Genomic DNA, 24,095 nt, shown 5'->3' with positions numbered 1-24,095 from the left:
TATGCCTCTTGGGAAAGGGAAACTAATGAGAATCACAACAGGCTCATTCGTAGATGGTTACCTAAGAGAACTAAGAAAACGACTCCCAAAGAAGTCGCATTCATCGAAAATTGGATTAATAACTATCCTAAAAAATGCTTGAACTACAAGTCACCTAGAGAATTTATTCTTCATGGCTAACTTGAACTTGAAATTTGGCATCTTACTTTTAATAAAATGAAAACCGCGGGATCTCTCATCAATTCTAGGAAAAACTAGAAGTTTAGAGGATTTTATCAGCTCTGTCCACTGTAAAGAGAGCCACAGTCATCAGAATATCGACGAGCAAGAGGGCAGCTACAGCTGGCACCCAAGAGTGGAAGAGGTCAAAACTGTAACCAAAGAGAGTCGGCCCAAAGGCTGCTAGGATATAGCCTCCTGTTTGAGATAAACCAGACAATTGGGCAGTCTTTTCAGGGGCGCTTGTCTTGAGTGAAAAGTTGACCATGAGATAAGGGAAGAGGGCGCTTGTTGCGGTTCCGATGAGGAGATGGATGGCAAGCCAGTAAAAGAAATTACCGACTGGGAAAAAGAGCATGGAAATGCCGACCACACCAGCTAGTGAGACCAGAGTGAGCATGAGCTGACGGTTACGAGTTGACAAGCTGGTTGTCAGGCTTGGGATGGTCATTGAAAAAGGAATGCTAATCAGAGAGAAGATAGAAGTCAGCAAGCCAGCTTCGTGACTGGATAGGCCTGCGTGGATAGCCATGGTAGGTAGCCAGGTCATAGCGGTGTAAAAGAGCAAGGATTGAAAACCTGCAAAGATAATAACTGCCCAGACCTGTTTATTATGCATGACCTTTGTCTGGCTTTTTTGTTTGGTTTGTGGAGCCAGTCTGTGATTATAGCGGTGATTAGGCAGCCAGACCAAAAAAGTTGCTAGGCAGAGCAGGGTGAGGAGGATGATAAGCCCTTTCCAAGAACTGGCTTGTGTAATGGGCACAGCTAGATAGGAAGCCAGAGCCGTCGCAACCCCCATAGACGTTACATATAAGGTGGTCAGAAAACCAATCTTCTTTGGTTGATTGGCTTGGATAAGACTAGGAAGCAGCACATTGATGACTGCGATGCTTGCCCCAACCATCAAGGTTCCTAGATAGAGCAGGGGCAGATTGATTAGTCGAATAAGTGAGCCAATGGTCAAGAAGAAGAGGCTGTAGGTAAAGAGATGCTCCAAGCCAATTTTCTGAGCTAGTCGGGTAGAAAATAGCGAGAAGAGGGTGAACATGAGGAGAGGCAGGCTGGTCAAGACACCAAGTGAACTAACTTCTACCCCCAGACCTTGCGAAATATCTCCCAAAATAATGGGTAAAACAGTAAAAGGAGTCCGCAAGGAAACACCAATCAGGATAATACCTGGAACAAAAAAAAGTGATTGCTTTTTCATATAATACCTCTTCTAGCTGATTTTAATAACAGCTTATTTTAAGGCTTTTTCACTATAATGTCAAGTAAGGTTTCTGGCTTTCAAGATAAAAATGGGAAAGTCTTGAAAATTATGATAAAATAGTGGAAGGAAATCTATACATTGGAGAAAAACTGTGTCTGAAAAGCAAAAAATCAGCGTATTGATGTCGGTCTATATCAAGGAAAATCCGACATTTTTAAAGGATGCTATTGAGAGTGTTCAAAATCAGACCCTGAAACCGAGCGAGTTGGTTCTGGTTGAGGATGGGCCTTTGACACCTGAGCTCTATCAGGTATTAGACCAGGTGGAAGCTGAATCTGATATTCCAGTGAAACGCTATCCTCTTGAGCAGAATCAAGGTTTGGGTCTGGCTCTTCGACAGGGTGTTTTACAGTGTCAGTATGATATTATTGCCCGTATGGATACGGATGATATAGCTGTTCCAGACCGTTTTGAGAAACAGGTTCAGCTAATGGAGAAGGACAACCTCGACCTATTAGGTGGCCATATTGCAGAGTTTATTGACAATCCTGATGAGATTGTTTCTTACCGTCGTGTTCCGACTCAACATACAGATATTGTGGTTTATCAAAGGATGAGAAGTGCCTTTAACCACATGACTGTCATGTTCAAGAAGGACATGGTTCTCAAGGCAGGCAACTATGAGGATGGCCTTTATATGGAGGATGACCTCCTCTGGCTCAATATGATTGCTGCAGGAGCTAAGACTGGAAATCTGGATCAAATCTTGTGTCAGGTTCGTGTCGGAGCAGGGATGTTTGAGCGTCGTGGGGGACTACGTTATCTCAAACTCTATCGTCAGGCTCGTCAGCGCATGCTGAAGAGAGGGCAAATTTCTTACCTGGAGTATGCCAAGAGTGTTGCCATTCAGATGGTTGTTGCCCTTTGTCCAGGATTTGTCAGACAGTTTATTTTTATGAAACTGTTACGAAAAAGCAAGTAAAAGATTGTAGCAAATCGTAAACTGGAGAAAAAGTGTTATAATAACAATGTAACTATTCGGCTCTTTTAAGGAGGAGTAAATTTCTATGAATAAAAAACTCACAGATTATGTGATTGATCTGGTGGAAATTTTAAATAAACAACAAAAGCAGGTTTTCTGGGGAATATTTGATATTTTGAGTATGGTGGTTTCCATCATTGTATCTTATATTTTATTTTATGGGCTGATTAATCCAGCACCTGTTGACTACATTATCTATACGAGTTTGGCCTTCCTGTTCTATCAATTGATGATTGGATTTTGGGGGTTGAACGCTAGTATTAGTCGTTACAGCAAGATTACGGACTTTATGAAAATCTTTTTTGGTGTGACTGCCAGCAGCGTCTTGTCATATAGTATCTGCTATGCCTTCTTGCCACTCTTCTCCATCCGTTTCATCATTCTCTTTATCTTGTTGAGTACCTTCTTGATTTTATTGCCACGGATTACTTGGCAGTTAATCTACTCCAGACGCAAAAAAGGCAGTGGTGATGGGGAACACCGTCGGACCTTCTTGATTGGTGCCGGTGATGGTGGGGCTCTCTTTATGGATAGTTACCAACATCCAACTAGTGAATTAGAACTGGTCGGTATCTTGGATAAGGATTCTAAGAAAAAGGGTCAAAAACTTGGTGGTATTCCTGTTTTGGGCTCTTATGAAAATCTGCCTGAATTAGCTAAACGCCATCAAATCGAGCGTGTTATCGTTGCGATTCCGTCGCTGGATCCGTCAGAATATGAACGTATCTTGCAGATGTGTAATAAGCTGGGTGTCAAATGTTACAAGATGCCTAAGGTTGAAACTGTTGTTCAAGGTCTTCACCAAGCAGCTACTGGCTTCCAAAAAATTGATATTACGGACCTTTTAGGCCGTCAGGAAATTCGTCTTGACGAATCGCGTCTGGGCGCAGAACTGACAGGTAAGACCATCTTAGTCACAGGGGCTGGTGGTTCAATCGGTTCTGAGATCTGTCGCCAAGTTAGCCGTTTCAATCCTGAACGTATCGTCTTGCTCGGTCATGGGGAAAATTCCATCTACCTTGTTTATCATGAATTGATTCGCAAATTCCAAGGGATTGATTATGTACCAGTGATTGCCGATATTCAAGACTATGACCGTCTCTTGCAAGTCTTTGAGCAGTACAAGCCAGCTATTGTTTATCATGCGGCTGCCCACAAGCACGTTCCTATGATGGAGCGCAATCCAAAAGAAGCCTTCAAAAACAATATTCGTGGAACCTACAATGTTGCTAAGGCTGTTGATGAAGCCAAAGTACCTAAGATGGTTATGATTTCGACAGATAAGGCGGTTAATCCACCAAATGTTATGGGAGCAACTAAGCGCGTGGCTGAGTTGATTGTCACTGGCTTTAACCAACGTAGCCAATCAACCTACTGTGCGGTTCGTTTTGGAAATGTTCTTGGTAGCCGTGGTAGTGTCATTCCAGTCTTTGAACGTCAGATTGCTGAAGGTGGGCCTGTAACGGTGACAGACTTCCGCATGACCCGTTACTTTATGACCATTCCAGAAGCTAGCCGTCTGGTTATCCATGCTGGTGCTTATGCCAAGGATGGAGAAGTCTTTATCCTTGATATGGGCAAACCAGTCAAAATCTATGACTTGGCCAAGAAAATGGTCCTTCTAAGTGGACACACCGAAAGCGAAATTCCAATTGTTGAAGTTGGAATCCGCCCAGGCGAAAAACTTTACGAAGAACTCTTGGTGTCAACTGAACTGGTTGATAACCAGGTTATGGATAAGATTTTCGTTGGTAAGGTTAATGTCATGCCTTTAGAATCCATCAATCAAAAAATTGAAGAATTCCGAACTCTCAGTGGAGATGAATTGAAGCAAGCTATTATCGCTTTTGCTAATCAAACAACCCACGTTGAATAAAAAAGAAAAACGCATATTATCAGGTCAGTACAGAAGAACCTTGGTAATATGCGTTTTGTTATGTAGAAACTTATACTCTTCGAAAATCTCTTCAAACCACGTTAACGTCGCCTTGCCGTAGATATGGTTACTGACTTCGTCAGTTCTATCCACAACCTCAAAACAGTGTTTTGAGCTGACTTCGTCAGTTCCATCTACAACCTCAAAACAGTGTTTTGAGCTGACTTCGTCAGTTCCATCTACAACCTTAAAACAGTGTTTTGAGCAGCCTGCGGCTAGTCTCCTAGTTTGCTCTTTGATTTTCATTGAGTATTACTTCATTTTCTTCTGAAATAGAGTTGTCGCCCAGTCTATGTTATTGAAAATATTCCAAAACTTCTAAGGGTTTGTGAGCGATAAAATCAGGCTGATAGTTTAGTAGGTCTGCTTGTTCTCCAAATCCCCAAGTGACGGCCAATTTCTGAACGCCTGTTTCTTGAGCTCCAAGCATATCAAACTTGGTATCTCCGATGATGATGGCTTGTTCCGGTGCTAGTTGATGTGTCTGCAAGGCTTGGCGAATGACATCTGCCTTATGGGGTGCTTCAGGGCTGGAACCATAAATGCCATCAAAGAAATGATAGATTCCCAAGTTTTTAGTCATGTCTTGAGCGGTTGGAGTATGTATTCTTTGTAGTGGTGATATAAAGAGGGTAATTGCTCGATAACTTCTCAAGCAAGTCTACAATCTGAGGAAAGAGTTGAGCTTCATGGATGCCTTTTGCTTTGTAGTAAGAACGGTATATCTGCACAGCCTCAGAAATTTGGTCTTTGGGAAGGCAGGTCGCAAAACTATTTTCGAGAGGTGGTCCCATAAAACCACGAATCGTTTTGGCATCAGGGCTAGGCACGCCTAGCTCCTTAAAGGTATGGGTAAAGGCATTGTGAATCCCGATAGAACTGTCAACGAGGGTTCCATCCAGATCAAAAAAAATCGCTGTGATAGAGGTCATAGTTTCTCCTATTTGATAAGCTTATTCTCCGAAAATTTCTTTTTGGAGGCGACGACCAGTAGGGGTGGCAGCGAGACCACCTTCAGCTGTTTCACGAAAGGCAGTTGGCATGCTTGCTCCAACTTGGTACATGGCATCGATAACTTCATCCACAGGAATTTTAGATTCGATACCTGCCAGGGCCATGTCTGCTGCGATGAAGGCAAAGCTGGCTCCCATGGCATTGCGCTTGACGCAGGGAACTTCGACCAAGCCGGCAACAGGGTCACAGATAAGGCCCAGCATATTTTTAATGACAAAGGCAATGGCCTGACTGGCCTGATAAGGTGTTCCACCGGCAGCTAGAGTTAAGGCTGCAGCACTCATAGCAGAGGCCGAACCAACCTCGGCCTGACAACCACCTTCAGCACCTGAGATAGAGGCATTATTTGCGATGACTAGTCCAAAGGCGCCGGCAGCAAAGAGGAAATCCAATTGTTGCTCGTGGCTGAGGTCTAATTTTTCAATAGCAGCTGTTAGAACTGAGGGCAGACAGCCAGCACTTCCTGCGGTCGGAGTAGCGCAGACCAAGCCCATTTTAGCATTGTGTTCATTGACTGCGATGGCATTTCTGACAGCAGAGAGAATCGTGTAATCTGATAGAGTTTTTCCGTTTTTGATGTAGTGATCCAATTTGGCAGCATCTCCACCTGTCAGGCCACTACGAGATTTATTTTCATTGAGGCCAAGTTGGACAGAGGCTTTCATGACTTCCAGATTGCGTTCCATGAGAAGGAAGACTTCTTCACGTTCGCGACCGGTCAATTCAAACTCTGTTGTAATCATGAGTTCTGCGACATTTCCTTGAAAGTCCAGTTCTGCTTGCTCGACCAATTCTTTGATAGAATAAAACATGCTTCCTCCTATTTAAAGAAATTGACATTGTGGAGATGAGGGATTTTTCGAATTTCTTCGATAGCCTCATCGCAGTTGCGACTGTCGACTTCGATAATCATAATGGCTTTTTCACCAGCTTTTTCACGAGTAACATTCATCTGGGCGATATTGATACCATAGCGTGAAAGGGCCTCTGTTACGAGGGCAATCATGCCTGGAATATCTTGATGAACAATGATGATAGTCGGTGTATTCATATTGAGAGAGACGGCAAAGCCATTGAGTTCGGTTACCTGAATATTCCCGCCACCGATAGAAATACCAGTCACGCTGATGGTTTTGTGAGTATTTTTGACGGTAATTTTAGTGGTGTTTGGGTGAGGGGCATTGCTGTCTTTCTGAATGGTCCAGACAATCTTGATGCCGCGCTTGTGGGCAATTTCCAGGCTGTTTGGGATTTCAGGATCATCTGTATCCATGCCTAAAATACCTGCAACAAGGGCTAGGTCTGTCCCGTGACCACGATAGGTCTTGGCAAATGAGTTAAATAGTTGGAATTCGACTTCTGTCGGAGTATCATCAAAAATGGAAGAGACAATCTTCCCAATACGAACAGCTCCAGCGGTATGGCTACTAGATGGGCCAATCATAACTGGTCCGATGATATCAAAGACAGATTGAAAACGAAGTGATTTCATCAGTTTCCCCTTATAAAAATTCTTATCTCTATTATATCAAAGAATGAGGGGCTTGGCTTTAATTGTGGATGAAAACCTTTTTACACTACAAATAGCATAAAAATAGTATCTTTTATGACAAAAAACACCTTATTTAGGGAAATAAAAAATAATTTTGTAATATTTCTACATAAAAGTGTCAAGAAACGGTAATATTTAAAGGGTATGATAGAACTATAGAAAGAAGGAGAATTTTCAAATATGAAATCAACAACTAAAAAGATTAAAACAACTCTTGCAGGAGTAGCTGCCTTGTTTGCAGTATTTGCTCCATCATTTGTATCTGCTCAAGAATCATCAACTTACACTGTTAAAGAAGGGGATACACTTTCAGAAATCGCTGAAACTCACAACACAACAGTTGAGAAATTGGCAGAAAACAACCACATCGACAACGTTCATTTGATTTATGTTGGTCAAGAGTTGGTTATCGACGGTCCAGCAGCGCCAGTAGCCCCAGCTTCAACGACTTATGAAGCTCCAGCAGCCCAAGATGAAGCTGTTTCAGCTACAGTGGCAGAAACTACAGAGGTAGAGGAAGAAACTCCAGCAGTAAGCGAAACAGTAGCAGAAGAAACTGTTGCTTCAACTGTCAGCGGATCTGAAGCAGAAGCTAAAGAATGGATTGCACAAAAAGAATCAGGCGGTAGCTACACAGCTACAAACGGACGTTATATCGGACGTTACCAATTGACAGATTCATACTTGAACGGTGACTACTCAGCTGAAAACCAAGAACGTGTAGCAGATGCCTATGTTGCAGGACGTTACGGTTCATGGACAGCCGCTAAAAACTTCTGGCTTAATAACGGCTGGTATTAAGAACTAACGAACAGAATAATATGAAAAGGTCGAGGAAATCCCTCGACTTTTTATATGTCCTTCGCTTGATAATAGTTCTCCACTTCTTTTTTGAGATGAGACAGCATAGAAGTTTCCTCGGTCAGCTCTAGAAGTGAGAAACCTTTTTGGATAGATTTAGCATCATCCCTACAAATTCCGATACGGACATAGCAGATAGCAAGCCTATCGTAGTGCTTCTTTTTCTTGGCATCCTCTAGTAAAGTATAGCAGATTTGTTGGCACATGTTTTTGTCTTGATGGTATAAGTAAATGGTGGACAGATTGAGTAGGATTGCCATTCGTAAGTCATATAAATGTTGATAGTTTTTATAGACTTCCAAGCGTTGCAAGATTTTTCCAGTAATGAGATGGAGGTGTTCAATAGGAAAGCTGAAAAGGATGGTATTGAGGATTTTTAGATCATTTTCATACCATGTACCTTGTTTTTCAATTTTTTCCCAAAGTTTTTTGACAGTCTGTTTCACTTGGTCTGACAGTTGCTCTGTACCATGTTGACGGATATGAATGACAATTTCCAGCATATCCCTTATTTCTTCTATAGGCAGGTCGTGGCGGGTATTGAGATAGTTTTGGCATTTTTGAAATAGTTTTTCGAGTTCACTAGTTCCTAGGATTGAGCTCATATTGAGATAAGTTTGCATGATTTCTGTTCGTTGGCTTGGTTGATAGAGGTGGCAGATATAGTCAAACTCTTCAAAACTCATATTGATTTGCCGGAGAAGAAACTCCATATTTTCATATTTGGGAGTTACCTTGCCGCTTTCAATCTTTGATAGGCTGGTTCTTGAGAGGATATTCCCACAGACCTCTTCTTGGGTTAAGCCTTTTGACTCACGTATTTCTTTATAGACCTTTCCGAAATCATAACGCATGATTTTCTCCTTTTCGTGAAAAAAGTTAACAAATAATAAAATCCAATTAAAAATATTGTATCATAGTAACAGGAATAGTAAAAAAGAAAACTAAAATAATGTGTGAAAAAAGTTAACTAATTTTAAAACAGAGTAAAGAAGAGGTATACTGTAGATACAAAATACAGGGAGGAATAAAAAATGGAAGTTATAAATGTAAGTAAGCATTATGGTCATTCAATCATTCTCAAAGATATAAATTTTGCACTTAACAAGGGTGAAATTGTTGGTCTAGTAGGGAGAAATGGAGTTGGTAAGAGTACGTTGATGAAAATTCTTGTTCAGAATAATCAACCGACTTCAGGGAATATTATAAGTAGTGATAATGTTGGGTATTTAATCGAAGAACCAAAATTATTTTTATCTAAAACAGGTTTAGAGAATTTAAAATATTTGTCAAATTTATATGGTGTTGACTACAATCAAGAAAGATTTGGAAGTTTGATCCAAGAGTTAGATTTGACTCAGTCTATTAATAAAAAAGTAAAGACCTATTCTTTGGGTACAAAACAAAAATTAGCCTTGCTTCTAACTCTCGTTACGGAACCTGATATATTGATTTTAGATGAACCGACTAATGGTTTAGATATTGAATCGTCACAAATAGTTTTAGCGGTTCTAAAAAATTTAGCTTTACATGAAAATGTGGGAATTTTAATATCGAGTCATAAATTAGAAGATATTGAAGAAATTTGTGAGAGAGTTCTTTTATTGGAGAACGGGCTTTTGACATTCCAAAAAGTAGGAAAAGATAGTCATAATTGCTTGTTTGAGATAGCTTTTTCATCAGCTATAGATAGAGACATTTTCATTACCAAACAAGAATTTGGGGATATTGTTCAGGAAGAGGGACTGAGAATTACTATGTCTGGAAATATTCAAAGTAGTGAGCTTTTTAAATTTTTTAACGAAAACTCTATTAAAGTAGTTGATTTTGAAACTAAAAAAGAGACGCTTAAAGATATTTATCTAAATCGTTCAAAATAAAGGAAGGTTATAATCATGAAATTAAATAAATTGAATTTTCTTAAAGAAAATATAAGGGATTTATATTCATCAGGCGTAATATATCTCGGTTTGATTATCTCGTTTATACCGCCGATATTGGTTACATTCTTTATTCTAAATACTCAAGGGACATCGCTTGGTATTAAGCATATTTCAAACTTTTATGCTATGCTCGGTATGTTAATGGCTGTTATACATGCTAACCGAATTATTAGCAGGGATTTTTCCCACAATACGATAAGTTTATTTTATAATCAACAGAAAAATCGGATGATTTACGTCTTGTCTAATTTTCTATATGCCATCTCAGTTTCCATTATTTATGCTTTGAATGGTATTGTGTTACTAGTCATCGTAAGTAAATTGGGTGTTCCAGGTGCTTTAGGATTAGATTTTATAGTAGCCATTGTAGTCAATACAATTTTGTTAGTCCTATTTTATTTTCTATTATCTTACATTTTCTATTTATACAAATTGAAAAGTGGCTTGGTATTTGGTATTTTAGTAGCTTTACTACTCTTTATCCCTAATATATTAAATACAATTATGATGAATACTAGTAATGATTTGTTTATCAAAGTAATTGAACTTCTTCCTTTTTATTCTTTACCTGTATTTGTGGCTTCAAATACGATGTCTATTAGTCAGTATCTTGTGGCAACCGCTACAATCATTTTATTGTACTTGTTCACTCTCAAGAAAAGCAAGGAGTATTCATTTTAGTTTCATTTAGTATTATTTACCGTCTCAAAATCTAGCAAAAAATAAAAAGATGTTGCGCTGACTAAAGAAAATTAGAATGTATAACAGAGGTAAACAGATAATTGTAGGGGAATTAAGCCTTCTATTGATGAGCATGAATTTTCTTATAACATTATCCAACAAACTGACCTATGAAACTTCAAAAATTCAAAAACCACACGGTATTCCTTTCAACTTGATTGTATTCAAGACTGAAACTACTTGAAAATATTTAATATTTTTCTTTAATTACTTGACAGGTTATATATGTTGATTTATAATATAGGTAAAATAGGGATTGTGTAAGCGTTAACAAATACAGTACCCTTAACCTTGTATTCAGCAAAGAATTATGATGCAGCTAGAAAAGAAAGAATTCTAGCTTGATACAATGTCACCAGTTTTATTTAAAGTTGTTATGGAACTATTTTCAAAATAGATAGGCCTCTGTTTTAGGCGGAAAAGTTAATCAGGAGGTTAAGTGATGAACTACAATGTAAAATATCTCTTATCAGGAATATTTATTATAGTCTTTATATATTTTCTAGTCTGGATGCGTTATTTTAATCAGAAGAAGGAAGAAGCGCATTCGGATGTGTCTTTTGAAGCGAGGTTAGATAGTGAGGTCAAGGCCTTATATAAACAACTAGGATTGGGTGAGGAGCCTCATTATTTCTTAGCCTATCGCTACCTGCATCCCTGGTTTGATTTGGCGATTTTACCACCAACAGTTGAAATTTTCTTAACTAAAATAGCGCTGGTGATGGTAACTCCAGATGAACTACTGATAAGAAATATTGGGAATGGGATGACTTTCACAAGTGAGCATCATCGTGATTTGCGACAAGGACTTATCCGCATTCCAAAATCAGAGATAAAAGAATTTGAGATTCGCAACTGGAAAAAAGTTTTTATATTGGGCGATTTTTTGACAATTAAAACAAGCCAACATAGCTATTATTTACAGGTTAGAGATGATGGACTTCAAAGAGGAAGTCTTTCTACCAAACACTTCTCCGACTTGAAACGACAAGATTTTCTCGGATTATTGACAGATAAAAGAACATTTTGATAGACAATTGCCCTAGTTGTTTATTGTAAACTTTACAAATGAGCTGTAAACACTAGAATCCATTCAGAAAGGCAATTTCTATGAAAAATAAAATTTTAATCATTGTCTATCTTTTAGCCTCGCTAATCATCAGTTTTACAATCTTTTCACTTTTGCATATTGATTTTAAATGGTGGACAACTCTGGCTATAAGTGCAGGATTTATTTACACCTATTTAAAATTTAGTAAAAAATAAAAAGTACCTGCACCTATCTCGCTTTCGTCTCTTCACGGGAGGTATCTCTATGAAAAAAATCAGTCATCTTTGTATGCTCCTGCTCTTGCTGTGTACTACGTTTTTTGTCCTGAATGTAAATGTTACACGTGAAATAGTGCGGATTCAGGAGATGGGCAAGACAACTTATTCATTTGACTTGTACTTGAAAGATGTCACTAAACCGACAGAAACGATTCTCCAATTTTTTGAAGAGGTTGCAAGCCAAGACAAGGTCTCTATTATCAAAGTAGATAATGGCGATGAGGTCGTCAAGGCTGGTGTTTTTGATAAGGAAACCTTCCCCTATCAGGAGTTCGGTCTGACTTCTCTTGATTTTTCAAAGAATGAGAAGGGGGTCTACAGCAACCAGGATCTTCCCAATAATCTAGGAACCATTCCCACCTTTTTAAAGGTGAAACTCATTCGACTCCAGACCTTCCAATCCTATATTGAGGATAAATCCCATACTGTAAATGGGCGCTACATGATTACCTCCAGCAAAGAGATAGATCGCGATACCATTCTACAAAAGTGGAGTGATTTTTTCCAGATAGATAAGACGATTTTATTAGAACCCACTTACCGAAGTCAGGTTGGAGTGCTAAATCAAGAGTTGTTACTATCTATCATTATCTTTATCTTGGCAATCTTGCTTGTGATTTTAATGACAGTTTATCAGCCGATGATGGAGATGAAACGAGTGGGGGTTCAAAAGTTACTTGGTTTCCAAAGCAGGGCGATTTTAGCTGGTTTTGTAAAGACTAATTTTTATCTTCTCTTGGGTGGAAGTCTTATCATTGACTTGGGACTATTTTTAGTGCTGGACTACAGACCAAAACTTCTGTTCCCAAGTTTACTCTTATCCCAATTTCTGCTTTTACAGTTGTATTTGTTCATCAGTTGGCTGACCTACCTGATGATTCAGAAAATGACAGTCAGCTCCATGTTGAAAGGTTTTTCATCTGTCAAACTTGGTCTCATCTTCAATTATGTGATGAAAATAGGGACAACTATTTTACTGACGGCCTTACTGATTGGGGTAGGTAGAAGTCTAGAACAAGAAAACAAAGAACTTGCTTATCAGCAACAGTGGGTAAGCCAAGGCAATTACCTGACCTTAGAAACCTTCAAACTCAATGATAATCTGTGGCAAGAAGAGCTAGCAGGGTCAGGGAAATCTACAGATTATTTCTATCGATTTTATCAGGATTTGGTAGAAAAAACGCAGGCGGGCTATGTGCAGAGTAGCAGTCTTCCTGTAAAAAATTTTGTCCAATCAGAACAGATTCAGCAATATCAGTTAACAGATACGGTGGATGTTTACTATGCCAATCGCAATTTTCTAAAGAGCAAGGGATTCAAGCTACCAGATACCGGCACTAAAAAGGTGATTTTGTTGCCAATCAGTGACAAAGGACAAGAAGATAAAAATCAGCTCTTGGGGAAGTTAATTGCCTTTCATTCGATGAAGTATGAAGAGCAGCAAAAACGAACGATAGAGGAGATGGATGTCGAGATTGCCTATTATGAAGGAGATTGGTCATTTTTCCCATATAGTGATAAGCGAAAGGAAAATCTCTCCAATCCAATTATTAGCTTGGTCAATGATTCTGATATGATGTGGGATGAGAAAGCCTCCCTGTCAACAACTGGCTTAAATAATCCGATTAAAATTGAAAATACGGTTCAACATCAAAAAGAGATTACAGAGTTAGTTGAGAAATTGTCAGATGGAAATTATTTAAAATTTTCATCTATTCAAGCCATTCAACAAGAGAAAGTGGATTCTTATAGAGATGCTGTTCGGAATTTTAACCTACTCTTTGCTTTGTTTGGTCTCCTTAGCATGATGATTTCCTACTTTTTACTCGTTACTACTTTCTTGTTGAAGCGCAGGGATATCATTACCAAGAAGTTTATGGGGTGGAAACTGGTCGATCGCTATCGTCCTCTCCTCGTTCTGCTCTTGCTGGGCTATAGTCTGCCTCTTCTAGTCTTGATTTTCTTTGCCCATGCGCTCTTGCCACTCCTGCTGTTTGCAGGCTTTACATGTTTGGATATACTATTTGTGCTAGGCTTGGCTTCTAGGATGGAGAAAAGAAGTCTAGTAGAGTTATTGAAAGGGGGCATCTTATGATTGAGTTGGAAAATATTACCAAAACCATTGGGGGAAAAGTGATTTTGGATAACTTATCTCTCAGGATTGATCAGGGGGATTTGGTAGCCATTGTTGGCAAGAGTGGCAGTGGTAAGTCGACCTTGTTAAATTTATTGGGTTTGATAGATGGTGATTACAGCGGACGGTATGAGATTTTTGGTCAGACAAATCTAGCGGTCAATTCTGCTAAGTCGCAAACAATAATCCGTGAACATATCTCTTATCTATTTCAAAATTTTGCCCTGATTGATGATGAAACGGTCGAGTACAATCTCATGCTGGCGCTGAAATATGTGAAATTGTCTAAGAAAGACAAGCTCAAAAAGGTGGAAGAGATTTTAGAGAGAGTAGGTTTGTCAGCTACTTTGCATCAAAAGGTCTCCGAGTTGTCTGGTGGCGAACAACAACGAATTGCAGTTGCTAGAGCCATCTTAAAACCCAGCCAGCTGATTTTAGCCGATGAACCTACAGGTTCGCTGGATCCTGAAAATAGAGATTTGGTCTTGAAGTTTCTCTTAGAGATGAATCGAGAGGGGAAAACAGTCATTATCGTGACCCACGATGCTTATGTAGCCCAACAATGTCATCGGATCATTGAATTGGGCGAGGGAAAATGAGTTCGTTCAGCTTCATTTGACTGGCTGAATACTCATATTTTCCAAAGAGAAATAGCATAAATACGCCTAGGAATGACATTTTTATGTAATTTTCCTAGGTTTTTTTTGTTTTGAATTGAAAAAAATTACAATTTGGGATTGACAAAGGATGAAGATAGGTGTATTATTTATACAAACAAAAGGAATAAACATAAAGGAGGCTTTGTTATGAATAAGATGAAGAAGGTGTTGATGACGATGTTTGGTTTAGTGATGCTCCCCCTACTATTTGCTTGTAGTAACAATCAATCGGCTGGAATTGAAGCTATCAAGTCCAAAGGAAAATTGGTTGTAGCTCTCAATCCAGATTTTGCTCCATTTGAATACCAAAAAGTGGTTGATGGGAAAAATCAGATTGTGGGTTCAGATATCGAATTAGCCAAGGCTATCGCAACAGAACTAGGTGTCGAACTGGAACTATCCCCCATGAGTTTTGACAATGTATTGGCTAGTGTTCAATCAGGAAAAGCTGACCTTGCCATATCTGGTGTTTCTAAGACAGATGAACGGAGCAAGGTGTTCGATTTTTCAACTCCCTACTATACTGCAAAAAATAAACTCATTGTCAAAAAATCTGACTTGGCCACTTATCAGTCTGTAAACGACTTGGAGCAGAAAAAGGTCGGAGCGCAGAAAGGTTCGATTCAAGAAACGATGGCGAAAGATTTGCTTCAAAATTCTTCCCTCGTATCTCTGCCTAAAAATGGGAATTTAATTACAGATTTAAAGTCAGGGCAAGTGGATGCCGTTATCTTTGAAGAACCTGTTGCCAAGGGATTTGTGGAAAATAATCCTGATTTAGCAATCGCAGACCTCAATTTTGAAAAAGAGCAAGATGATTCCTACGCGGTCGCCATGAAAAAAGATAGCAAGGAATTGAAAGAAGCAGTTGATAAAACTATTCAAAAGTTGAAGGAGTCTGGAGAATTAGACAAACTCATTGAGGATGCCTTTAAAGCGTCCATTGAAAAATAGAAAGAAGGAAAAGAACATGAGTAAAGAAAAAGTAATTTTGGCCTATTCTGGCGGTTTGGATACATCAGTTGCTATTACCTGGTTAAAGAAAGACTATGATGTTGTTGCAGTTTGTATGGATGTGGGTGAAGGGAAAGACTTAGATTTCATCCATGATAAGGCTCTCAAGGTTGGGGCAGTCGAATCTTATGTCATTGATGTTAAGGACGAATTTGCTACAGATTATGTGCTAGTGGCTCTCCAGTCACATGCCTACTATGAACAAAAGTACCCTTTGGTATCTGCCTTGAGCCGCCCTCTTATTTCTAAAAAATTGGTTGAAATAGCGCATCAGACAGGAGCGACTACAATTGCTCATGGTTGTACAGGTAAGGGGAATGACCAAGTGCGTTTTGAAGTATCCATTGCAGCCTTGGATCCCAATTTAAAAGTGATTGCGCCAGTTCGTGAATGGAAATGGTCTCGGGAGGAAGAAATTCATTATGCTAAGGAAAATGGGGTGCCTGTTCCTGCTGACCTTGACAATCCCTACTCTGTCGACCAAAATCTTTGGGGACGTGCCAATGAGTGTGGTATTTTGGAAAATCCATGGAATCAGGCTCCAGAAGAGGCCTTTGGCATCACAACTTCTCCAGAGCAAGCTCCAGATATGCCAGAATACATTGAGATTGAGTTTAGTGAAGGTGTTCCAGTTTCCCTCAATGGAGAAGTGTTAAAATTGGCAGATTTGATTCAAAAACTCAATGAAATAGCTGGAAAACATGGGGTCGGACGGATTGACCACGTGGAAAATCGTTTGGTTGGGATTAAATCAAGAGAAATCTATGAGTGTCCAGGTGCAGTGACCCTGCTGACAGCTCATAAGGAAATTGAGGACTTGACGCTTGTGAGAGAAGTGGCTCATTTTAAACCAATCATAGAAAATGAATTATCAAATCTCATTTATAATGCTTTGTGGTTTAGTCCGGCTACGCAAGCCTTGATTGCTTATATTAAAGAGACTCAAAAAGTTGTCAATGGGACTGCAAAAGTCAAACTCTATAAGGGAAGCGCTCAGGTCGTGGCTCGGAAATCACCAAATTCACTTTACGATGAAAATTTGGCGACGTATACCAGTGCAGATACCTTTGACCAAGATGCAGCTGTTGGCTTTATTAAGTTATGGGGACTTCCAACCAAGGTTCATTCTGAGGTTCAAAAAAGCGCCAAATAGGGCGATTGGATAGAGAGGTGGATGTGATATGGCTAAGAATACAAAATTATGGGGTGGTCGCTTTGAAGGTACTGTCGAAGATTGGGTAGAGCGCTTTGGAGCGAGTATATCTTTTGACCAGAAATTAGCTAAATTTGATGTGATTGGTTCTTTAGCCCACGTTCAGATGTTGGGTCAGACGGGCATTTTGAGTTTGAAGGAGTCAGAAAAGATTCAAGCAGGCTTGAAAGAGCTTTTAGAAGAGCTAGAGGCAGGCCAACTTGACTTTGATATTGCAAACGAAGATATTCATATGAATATGGAAGTGTTACTGACAGAAAAAATTGGTCCCCTTGCAGGGAAGTTACATACAGCTCGTTCTCGAAATGACCAAGTTGCGACAGATATGCACTTGTATCTCAAGGAGCAACTAGGTCATGTCCTAGATAAACTGACTCATCTCAAGGGTGTTTTATTAGACTTGGCGGAAAATCATGTAGAGACGATCATGCCGGGCTATACCCATCTGCAACATGCCCAGCCTATTAGTTTTGCCCACCACCTGATGGCTTACTACAATATGTTTCAAAGAGACAGTGAACGTTTTGAATTTAACCAGAAACATACAGACCTATGCCCTCTAGGTGCGGCAGCTTTGGCAGGAACGACTTTCCCCATTGATCGCCAATTGTCTAGCGATTTGTTAGAGTTTAAGCAACCTTATACAAATTCTTTGGATGCTGTTAGTGACCGCGATTTTATCTTAGAATTTCTATCCAATGCCAGCATACTAATGATGCATATGAGTCGTTTTTGCGAAGAAATGATCAATTGGTGTAGCTTTGAGTACCAATTCATTACCTTGTCAGATACGTTTACAACAGGTTCCTCTATTATGCCACAAAAGAAAAATCCAGATATGGCTGAGTTGATTCGAGGAAAGACTGGTAGAGTTTATGGGAATCTGTTTGGACTATTGACAGTCATGAAGTCCTTGCCCTTAGCTTATAATAAGGATTTGCAAGAGGATAAGGAAGGAATGTTTGATACGGTCGAAACGATTTTAAATTCCCTTGATGTGTTGGCAGGTATGCTATCTAGCTTGCAGGTAAACAAGGGAAAAATGCAAGAGTCGACAGAGAAGGACTTTTCAAATGCAACTGAGTTGGCAGATTATTTGGCAGGGAAAGGTTTGCCATTTAGAGAAGCTCATGAGGTTGTGGGAAGATTAGTGTTAGACTCTATCAAGTCTGCTAAAAATATTCAAGATTGGACTTTGGAGGAATTGCAAACCTATCATTCCCTCATTGCCGAGGATATTTATGTCTACTTGCAACCTAAAACTGCTGTTCAAAGACGAAATTCCTTGGGAGGTACAGGATTTGACCAAGTGAAATACCAAATTGCAGTTGCTAAGAAAGCGAATGAAGCTAAAAAGTGCTAGATTGATAGGTTCAGAATAAGAGGTTGGTCGATTGACAGCCTCTTTCTTGTCTTCTCCAACCAAGCATGTTATAATGAATACTGCTCAAGCGACCTTCAATCGTTAAAGCACACACGACCTTCAATCGTGAACTAGTCATTTCGTTTATCTTTTATTACGTCGTTAACTCAAGTTATGCTTGCGACTCGTTACCTATCATATTTTCATTTTAAGATGATAGGCTAAAATGGTCTCCCAGACCATTTTACTACTAAAAGCAAACGAAATGACTGTACTCAAATAAATTCTATTGAAAGTCATAGTAAATAGAATTTTGAGGGGTATAAATAAACGAATAGATGGGAGACTTACCATGAGTGATAACTCTAAAACACGTGTTGTTGTGGGGATGAGTGGTGGTGTTGATTCGTCGGTGACGGCTCTTCTTCTCAAGGAGCAGGGCTACGATGTGATTGGTATCTTCATGAAGAACTGGGATGACACAGATGAAAACGGCGTCTGTACGGCGACCGAAGATTATAAGGATGTGGCTGCGGTAGCAGACCAGATTGGCATTCCCTACTACTCTGTCAATTTTGAAAAAGAGTACTGGGACCGCGTTTTTGAGTATTTCCTAGCGGAATACCGTGCAGGACGCACGCCAAATCCAGATGTTATGTGCAACAAGGAAATCAAGTTTAAGGCCTTTTTGGACTATGCCATGACCTTGGGGGCAGACTATGTAGCGACTGGGCACTATGCCCGAGTGGCGCGTGATGAGGATGGCACTGTTCACATGCTTCGTGGTGTGGACAATGGCAAGGATCAGACCTATTTCCTCAGCCAGCTTTCGCAAGAACAACTTCAAAAAACCATGTTCCCACTGGGGCATTTGGAAAAGCCTGAAGTTCGCAGACTCGCAGAAGAAGCAGGACTTGCGACTGCTAAGAAGAAAGATTCGACAGGGATTTGCTTTATCGGAGAAAAGAACTTTAAAAATTTCCTCAGCAACTACTTGCCAGCTCAGCCTGGTCGCATGATGACTGTGGATGGACGCGACATGGGCGAGCATGCAGGCCTTATGTATTATACAATCGGTCAGCGTGGTGGCCTCGGTATCGGTGGGCAACACGGCGGTGACAATGCGCCTTGGTTCGTTGTCGGAAAAGACCTAAGCAAGAATATCCTCTATGTTGGCCAAGGTTTCTACCATGACTCGCTTATGTCAACCAGCTTAGAAGCCAGTCAGGTCCACTTTACTCGTGATATGCCAGAGGAGTTTACGCTCGAATGTACGGCTAAATTCCGCTACCGTCAGCCTGATTCTAAGGTGACAGTACATGTCAAAGGAGACAAGGCAGAGGTTATATTTGCAGAACCGCAACGCGCGATTACACCAGGACAGGCAGTTGTCTTTTACGATGGCGAAGAGTGTCTCGGTGGTGGTTTGATTGACAATGCTTACCGCGATGGACAAGTTTGTCAGTACATTTAGATTGACAAATTTTCTCAATTTGCTACAATAATAAAAGCAATAGAAATGATGGTCAAAGCTCATGGATGTTGCAGGCTTTTTGTCCTGCACTTCTTTGGAGTTTTGACTGTTTTTGTGTCGTTTAAGGGAAAGGATAGGAATGACTCAACAAGACTTTCGGACAAAAGTAGGAAATACAGTTTTTGGCGTTCGGGCGACAGCTTTGATTCTTCAAAATCGCAAACTCCTAGTTACCAAAGATAAGGGCAAGTATTACACAATTGGAGGTGCGATTCAAGTCAATGAAAGCACGGAAGACGCGGTAGTCCGTGAAGTGAGGGAAGAACTGGGTGTCAAAGCTCAAGCTGGGCAACTAGCTTTTGTAGTTGAAAATCGTTTTGAACAGGACGGTATTTACTATCACAATATCGAGTTTCATTATCTAGTGAATTTGCTTGAAGATGCCCCATTGACCATGCAGGAAGATGAAAAATCGCAGCCCTGTGAATGGATTGACATAGACAAGCTTGAGGGTATCAATCTAGTCCCAGCCTTTTTAAAAACAGCCTTACCAGATTGGGACGGCCAACTAAGACACATTCATCTTGAGGAATAGGAGAGAAATATGACTTATAATTTTACAGAAGAATACGATATTATTGTAATTGGTGCAGGACACGCTGGGGTCGAGGCTTCCTTGGCCGCTAGTCGTATGGGTTGCAAGGTCTTGCTTGCGACTATCAACATTGAAATGCTGGCTTTCATGCCTTGTAATCCTTCTATCGGTGGTTCTGCCAAGGGGATTGTCGTGCGTGAAGTCGATGCCCTAGGTGGCGAGATGGCCAAGACCATTGACAAGACTTACATCCAGATGAAGATGCTCAATACAGGGAAGGGTCCAGCCGTTCGTGCCCTTCGTGCGCAGGCTGACAAGGAGCTTTACTCTAAAGAGATGCGCAAAACGGTTGAAAATCAAAAAAATCTGATCCTTCGTCAGACCATGATTGATGAGATTTTGGTGGAAGATGGCAAGGTTGTCGGTGTGCGTACAGCGACCCATCAAGAATATGCTGCCAAGGCTGTTATCGTGACGACAGGAACAGCCCTCCGTGGGGAAATTATCATCGGAGACCTCAAGTACTCATCAGGTCCTAACCACAGCCTAGCTTCTATTAACCTTGCTGATAATCTCAAGGAACTGGGCCTCGAAATCGGTCGTTTCAAGACAGGAACCCCTCCACGTGTCAAGGCTTCTTCAATCAACTACGATGTGACAGAGATTCAGCCAGGGGACGAAGCGCCTAATCACTTCTCATACACTTCACGTGATGAGGATTATGTCAAAGATCAAGTGCCATGCTGGTTGACCTATACCAATGGTACCAGTCATGAAATTATCCAAAATAACCTCCACCGTGCGCCTATGTTTACAGGTGTGGTCAAGGGAGTGGGACCTCGTTATTGTCCGTCTATTGAGGACAAGATTGTGCGCTTTGCGGACAAGGAACGCCACCAACTCTTCCTTGAGCCAGAAGGGCGCAATACTGAGGAAGTCTATGTTCAAGGACTTTCAACTAGTCTGCCTGAGGATGTCCAGCGTGACTTGGTTCATTCCATCAAAGGTTTGGAAAATGCAGAGATGATGCGGACAGGTTATGCCATTGAGTACGACATGGTCTTGCCTCACCAGTTGCGTGCGACTCTGGAAACCAAGAAAATCTCAGGACTTTTCACTGCTGGTCAGACAAATGGAACGTCAGGTTACGAAGAGGCAGCAGGTCAAGGGATTATCGCTGGCATCAATGCGGCTCTGAAAATCCAAGGCAAGCCTGAGTTGATTTTGAAGCGTAGTGACGGTTACATCGGGGTGATGATTGATGACTTGGTGACCAAGGGAACCATTGAACCCTACCGTCTCTTGACCAGTCGTGCTGAATACCGTCTCATTCTCCGCCATGACAATGCTGATATGCGTTTGACTGAGATGGGACGTGAGATTGGTCTTGTGGATGATGAACGCTGGGCTCGCTTTGAAATCAAGAAAAATCAATTTGATAATGAGATGAAACGCCTAGATAGCATCAAACTCAAGCCAGTCAAGGAAACTAACGCTAAGGTTGAGGAGATGGGTTTCAAGCCTTTGACAGATGCAGTGACAGCCAAGGAATTCCTTCGCCGTCCAGAAGTTTCTTACCAAGATGTGGTGGCCTTCATCGGACTAGCTGCAGAGGACTTGGATGACAAGATTATCGAATTGATTGAAACAGAAATCAAGTACGAAGGCTATATTTCCAAAGCCATGGATCAGGTTGCCAAGATGAAACGTATGGAAGAAAAACGTATTCCAGCCAATATCGACTGGGATGACATTGATTCTATTGCGACGGAAGCCCGTCAGAAGTTCAAACTCATCAATCCAGAAACCATCGGCCAAGCCAGCCGTATTTCGGGAGTAAACCCAGCAGATATTTCTATTTTGATGGTCTATCTGGAAGGTAAAAATCGTAGTATTTCTAAAAATCAAGAAAAGAAAGCATAGAGAAAAACAGCTCCGAAAAATCGGGGCTGTTTTGTTGACTTGTACTCAATGAAAATCAAAGAGCAAACTAGGAAGCTAGCCGTAGGTTGCTCAAAGCACTGCTTTGAGGTTGTAGATAGAACTGACGAAGTCAGTAACATATATACGGCAAGGCGAAGCTGACGTGGTTTGAAGAGATTTTCGAAGAGTATTATTCTTCATCTGGTGTGAGGATCATAGGGATGATAATCGGTTCACGTTCTGTATTTTCATAAAGGAAGGGGCGAATAGCGTTGACAATGGCACCATTGACTGATTGCACGCTAGCATCCTTGTTTTTCAGTGCGATACGAATGGCATTGAAGAGGATGCGTTGGCTTTGGCGAATCAAGTCGCCAGACTCTCTCATGTAGACAAAGCCTCGGCTGAGGATGTCTGGACCAGACAGAATCATCTGCGATTTGAAGTCAACAGTTGCTACTGCCAGAACGACACCATCTTCAGATAGATCACGACGATCTTTGAGGACAGCAGCACCGATTTCACCGATACGATTTCCATCGACATAGATGTCTTGGGCATTGAAATGACCTGCGATACGAGCTGAGTCAGCAGTAAGGGCAAGCACATCACCATTGCTCATGATAAAGATATTGTCCTTCTCAACACCAGTATCTACCGCTAGTCCAGCATGGACTTTTTGCATGCGGTATTCACCGTGGACAGGCATGAAGTATTTTGGCTTAATCAAGCGGAGCATGAGTTTTTGCTCTTGCTGGCCACCGTGTCCAGATGTATGGATATTATTCACTTTACCGTGGATAACTTCGACACCAGCTTCAGAAATGATGTTAATCAGCTTGTTGACGCTAGTCGTATTTCCAGGGATTGGACTAGAAGAGAAGATAACTGTATCACCTGGTTGGAGTTGTACCTGACGGTGGGTTCCGTTGGCGATACGAGAGAGGGCTGCCATCGGCTCACCCTGGCTACCTGTACAGAGGATCAGAATTTCTCCTGCAGGGTAGTCTTTGATTTCATTTGGCTCGATAAAGGTTCCCTTAGGAGCTTTGATGTAGCCAAGATCGATTCCGTTGACAATGGCCTTTTCCATAGAACGACCAAAGACAGCGATCTTGCGCCCAGTCTTAACAGCAGCTTCTGTTGCTTGCTGGAGACGGAAGATATTTGAGGCAAAGGATGCAAAGATGATACGTCCCTCTATGCCTTGGATAATCTTCATGATGGACTGGCCAACGACTTTTTCAGAGTTGGTAAAGGTTGGAATTTCTGCATTTGTCGAGTCAGACAGGAGACAGAGTACACCGTCTTCACCAAGAGCTGCCATACGGTGCAAATCTGCTGGTTCACCAACTGGTGTTAAGTCAAACTTGAAGTCACCCGTACAGACAATTTTCCCTTGAGGAGTATGAATGACAATCCCCAAAGGTTCTGGAATAGAGTGAGTCGTTCTAAAGAAAGTTGCCTTGAGATTTTTAAAGGTCAACTCAGTATTGTGGTTGATTTCGTAAAGTTTGGCGTTGCGCAAGAGGCCGTGTTCTTCGAGTTTCCCACGGATCAAAGCCAAGGCAAGCGGCCCAGCGTAGATAGGGACATTTGCTTGCTTGAGTAGGAATGGAATCCCACCGATGTGGTCCTCGTGTCCGTGTGTGATTAAGACAGCCTTGACGCGGTCGATATTGTCTACGATGTAAGAGTAGTCAGGAATGACATAGTCGATACCCAGCAAGTCATCTTCTGGGAATTTAATCCCAGCATCGACGATGATAATCTCATCTTGGTATTCAATTCCGTAAGTGTTTTTCCCGATTTCTCCCAGACCACCGATGGCAAAAACGCCGACTTCTTCAGGTTTAAGAGTATAGGCCAT

The 24,095-nt window shown here is 40.9% G+C and carries 21 protein-coding genes and 3 pseudogenes; 17 read left to right on the top strand and 7 right to left on the bottom strand.

Going from position 1 to position 24,095, the window contains the following annotated elements; genetic code table 11:
• A pseudogene (locus tag HT732_RS02685) lies at window positions 1-180 on the top strand (IS30 family transposase); the annotation flags it as partial.
• 82 nt (window positions 181-262) lie between these two features.
• On the opposite strand, the gene HT732_RS02680 reads toward HT732_RS02685, so the two are convergent.
• Window positions 263-1,429, bottom strand: a complete 1,167-nt coding sequence (locus tag HT732_RS02680; protein ID WP_173253852.1) for an MFS transporter — start codon at window positions 1,427-1,429, stop codon at window positions 263-265.
• 57 nt (window positions 1,430-1,486) lie between these two features.
• On the opposite strand from HT732_RS02680, the pseudogene HT732_RS10530 reads away from it, so the two are divergent.
• From HT732_RS10530 to HT732_RS02670, 3 genes and pseudogenes are all read left to right on the top strand, one after another.
• A pseudogene (locus tag HT732_RS10530) lies at window positions 1,487-1,634 on the top strand (glycosyltransferase family 2 protein); the annotation flags it as partial.
• Window positions 1,614-2,414, top strand: coding sequence for a glycosyltransferase (locus HT732_RS02675; protein WP_191994439.1), 801 nt, complete (start codon window positions 1,614-1,616; stop codon window positions 2,412-2,414). The pseudogene HT732_RS10530 and the gene HT732_RS02675, both read left to right, overlap by 21 nt.
• 85 nt (window positions 2,415-2,499) lie before the next feature.
• Window positions 2,500-4,350, top strand: coding sequence for a nucleoside-diphosphate sugar epimerase/dehydratase (locus HT732_RS02670; protein ID WP_173253850.1), 1,851 nt, complete (start codon window positions 2,500-2,502; stop codon window positions 4,348-4,350).
• A gap of 24 nt (window positions 4,351-4,374) precedes the next feature.
• Here the strand turns inward: HT732_RS02670 and HT732_RS02665 are convergent, their stop codons facing one another.
• The 4 genes and pseudogenes from HT732_RS02665 to sdaAB all read right to left on the bottom strand — a co-directional run bounded on the left by HT732_RS02665 (window position 4,375) and on the right by sdaAB (window position 6,916).
• Entirely contained in the window at window positions 4,375-4,656 is a 282-nt protein-coding gene (locus HT732_RS02665) for a hypothetical protein (RefSeq protein WP_173253849.1), read from the bottom strand.
• A gap of 49 nt (window positions 4,657-4,705) precedes the next feature.
• A pseudogene (locus tag HT732_RS02660) lies at window positions 4,706-5,342 on the bottom strand (HAD hydrolase-like protein).
• A gap of 21 nt (window positions 5,343-5,363) precedes the next feature.
• A complete protein-coding gene (sdaAA, locus tag HT732_RS02655) occupies window positions 5,364-6,236 on the bottom strand; it encodes an L-serine ammonia-lyase, iron-sulfur-dependent, subunit alpha (RefSeq protein ID WP_173253848.1) in 873 nt (290 codons plus the stop codon).
• Between the two features lie 8 nt (window positions 6,237-6,244).
• Window positions 6,245-6,916, bottom strand: a complete 672-nt coding sequence (gene sdaAB, locus HT732_RS02650; protein WP_020899976.1) for an L-serine ammonia-lyase, iron-sulfur-dependent subunit beta — start codon at window positions 6,914-6,916, stop codon at window positions 6,245-6,247.
• A 240-nt stretch (window positions 6,917-7,156) separates the two neighbouring features.
• On the opposite strand from sdaAB, the gene HT732_RS02645 reads away from it, so the two are divergent.
• Window positions 7,157-7,777, top strand: coding sequence for a LysM domain-containing protein (locus tag HT732_RS02645; protein WP_173253413.1), 621 nt, complete (start codon window positions 7,157-7,159; stop codon window positions 7,775-7,777).
• A gap of 50 nt (window positions 7,778-7,827) precedes the next feature.
• Here HT732_RS02645 and HT732_RS02640 read toward each other — a convergent pair whose 3' ends face one another.
• Complete coding sequence (locus tag HT732_RS02640) at window positions 7,828-8,691, bottom strand: helix-turn-helix transcriptional regulator (RefSeq protein ID WP_173213233.1); 864 nt, start codon at window positions 8,689-8,691, stop codon at window positions 7,828-7,830.
• Window positions 8,692-8,871: 180 nt separating this feature from the next.
• Here HT732_RS02640 and HT732_RS02635 point away from each other — a divergent pair, with 180 nt between their 5' ends.
• The 12 genes from HT732_RS02635 (at window position 8,872) to mnmG (ending at window position 22,225) form a co-directional block, all read left to right on the top strand.
• The gene (locus HT732_RS02635; protein ID WP_173213236.1) at window positions 8,872-9,717 is read left to right on the top strand and encodes an ABC transporter ATP-binding protein; all 846 of its coding nucleotides are present in this window, start codon (window positions 8,872-8,874) and stop codon (window positions 9,715-9,717) included.
• Between the two features lie 15 nt (window positions 9,718-9,732).
• Window positions 9,733-10,461: a hypothetical protein gene (locus HT732_RS02630; protein ID WP_173253847.1), complete on the top strand. Its 729-nt coding sequence runs from the start codon at window positions 9,733-9,735 to the stop codon at window positions 10,459-10,461.
• Window positions 10,462-10,963: 502 nt separating this feature from the next.
• Complete coding sequence (locus tag HT732_RS02625) at window positions 10,964-11,551, top strand: hypothetical protein (RefSeq protein WP_173253846.1); 588 nt, start codon at window positions 10,964-10,966, stop codon at window positions 11,549-11,551.
• 80 nt (window positions 11,552-11,631) lie between these two features.
• Window positions 11,632-11,787, top strand: coding sequence for a hypothetical protein (locus tag HT732_RS02620; RefSeq protein WP_000790963.1), 156 nt, complete (start codon window positions 11,632-11,634; stop codon window positions 11,785-11,787).
• Between the two features lie 49 nt (window positions 11,788-11,836).
• Window positions 11,837-13,945 carry a bacteriocin-associated integral membrane family protein gene (locus tag HT732_RS02615; RefSeq protein ID WP_173253845.1) on the top strand — a complete coding sequence of 703 codons (2,109 nt, stop codon included), beginning with the start codon at window positions 11,837-11,839 and terminating at the stop codon, window positions 13,943-13,945.
• Window positions 13,942-14,583 (top strand): ABC transporter ATP-binding protein, encoded by a 642-nt coding sequence (locus tag HT732_RS02610; protein WP_000571038.1) that lies wholly within the window; start codon window positions 13,942-13,944, stop codon window positions 14,581-14,583. Before HT732_RS02615 ends, HT732_RS02610 begins: the two co-directional genes overlap by 4 nt.
• Before the next feature lie 207 nt (window positions 14,584-14,790).
• A complete protein-coding gene (locus HT732_RS02605) occupies window positions 14,791-15,597 on the top strand; it encodes an ABC transporter substrate-binding protein (RefSeq protein ID WP_173253844.1) in 807 nt (268 codons plus the stop codon).
• Between the two features lie 16 nt (window positions 15,598-15,613).
• Window positions 15,614-16,810, top strand: coding sequence for an argininosuccinate synthase (locus HT732_RS02600; RefSeq protein ID WP_050242660.1), 1,197 nt, complete (start codon window positions 15,614-15,616; stop codon window positions 16,808-16,810).
• 28 nt (window positions 16,811-16,838) lie between these two features.
• Window positions 16,839-18,233, top strand: a complete 1,395-nt coding sequence (gene argH, locus HT732_RS02595) for an argininosuccinate lyase (RefSeq protein ID WP_173253843.1) — start codon at window positions 16,839-16,841, stop codon at window positions 18,231-18,233.
• A gap of 352 nt (window positions 18,234-18,585) precedes the next feature.
• Complete coding sequence (gene mnmA / locus HT732_RS02590; protein WP_001282953.1) at window positions 18,586-19,707, top strand: tRNA 2-thiouridine(34) synthase MnmA; 1,122 nt, start codon at window positions 18,586-18,588, stop codon at window positions 19,705-19,707.
• Window positions 19,708-19,846: 139 nt separating this feature from the next.
• Window positions 19,847-20,302, top strand: a complete 456-nt coding sequence (locus HT732_RS02585; RefSeq protein ID WP_173253842.1) for an NUDIX hydrolase — start codon at window positions 19,847-19,849, stop codon at window positions 20,300-20,302.
• 9 nt (window positions 20,303-20,311) lie between these two features.
• Window positions 20,312-22,225 (top strand): tRNA uridine-5-carboxymethylaminomethyl(34) synthesis enzyme MnmG, encoded by a 1,914-nt coding sequence (gene mnmG / locus HT732_RS02580; RefSeq protein WP_173253841.1) that lies wholly within the window; start codon window positions 20,312-20,314, stop codon window positions 22,223-22,225.
• Between the two features lie 190 nt (window positions 22,226-22,415).
• Here the strand turns inward: mnmG and HT732_RS02575 are convergent, their stop codons facing one another.
• On the bottom strand, window positions 22,416-24,095 hold the full coding sequence (locus HT732_RS02575) for a ribonuclease J (RefSeq protein WP_050205233.1): 1,680 nt from the start codon (window positions 24,093-24,095) through the stop codon (window positions 22,416-22,418).

The sequence above is a fragment of the Streptococcus sp. 5346 genome (assembly GCF_013277455.1).
Taxonomy (GTDB): domain Bacteria; phylum Bacillota; class Bacilli; order Lactobacillales; family Streptococcaceae; genus Streptococcus.
This window is presented reverse-complemented; position numbering and strand designations above follow the sequence as displayed.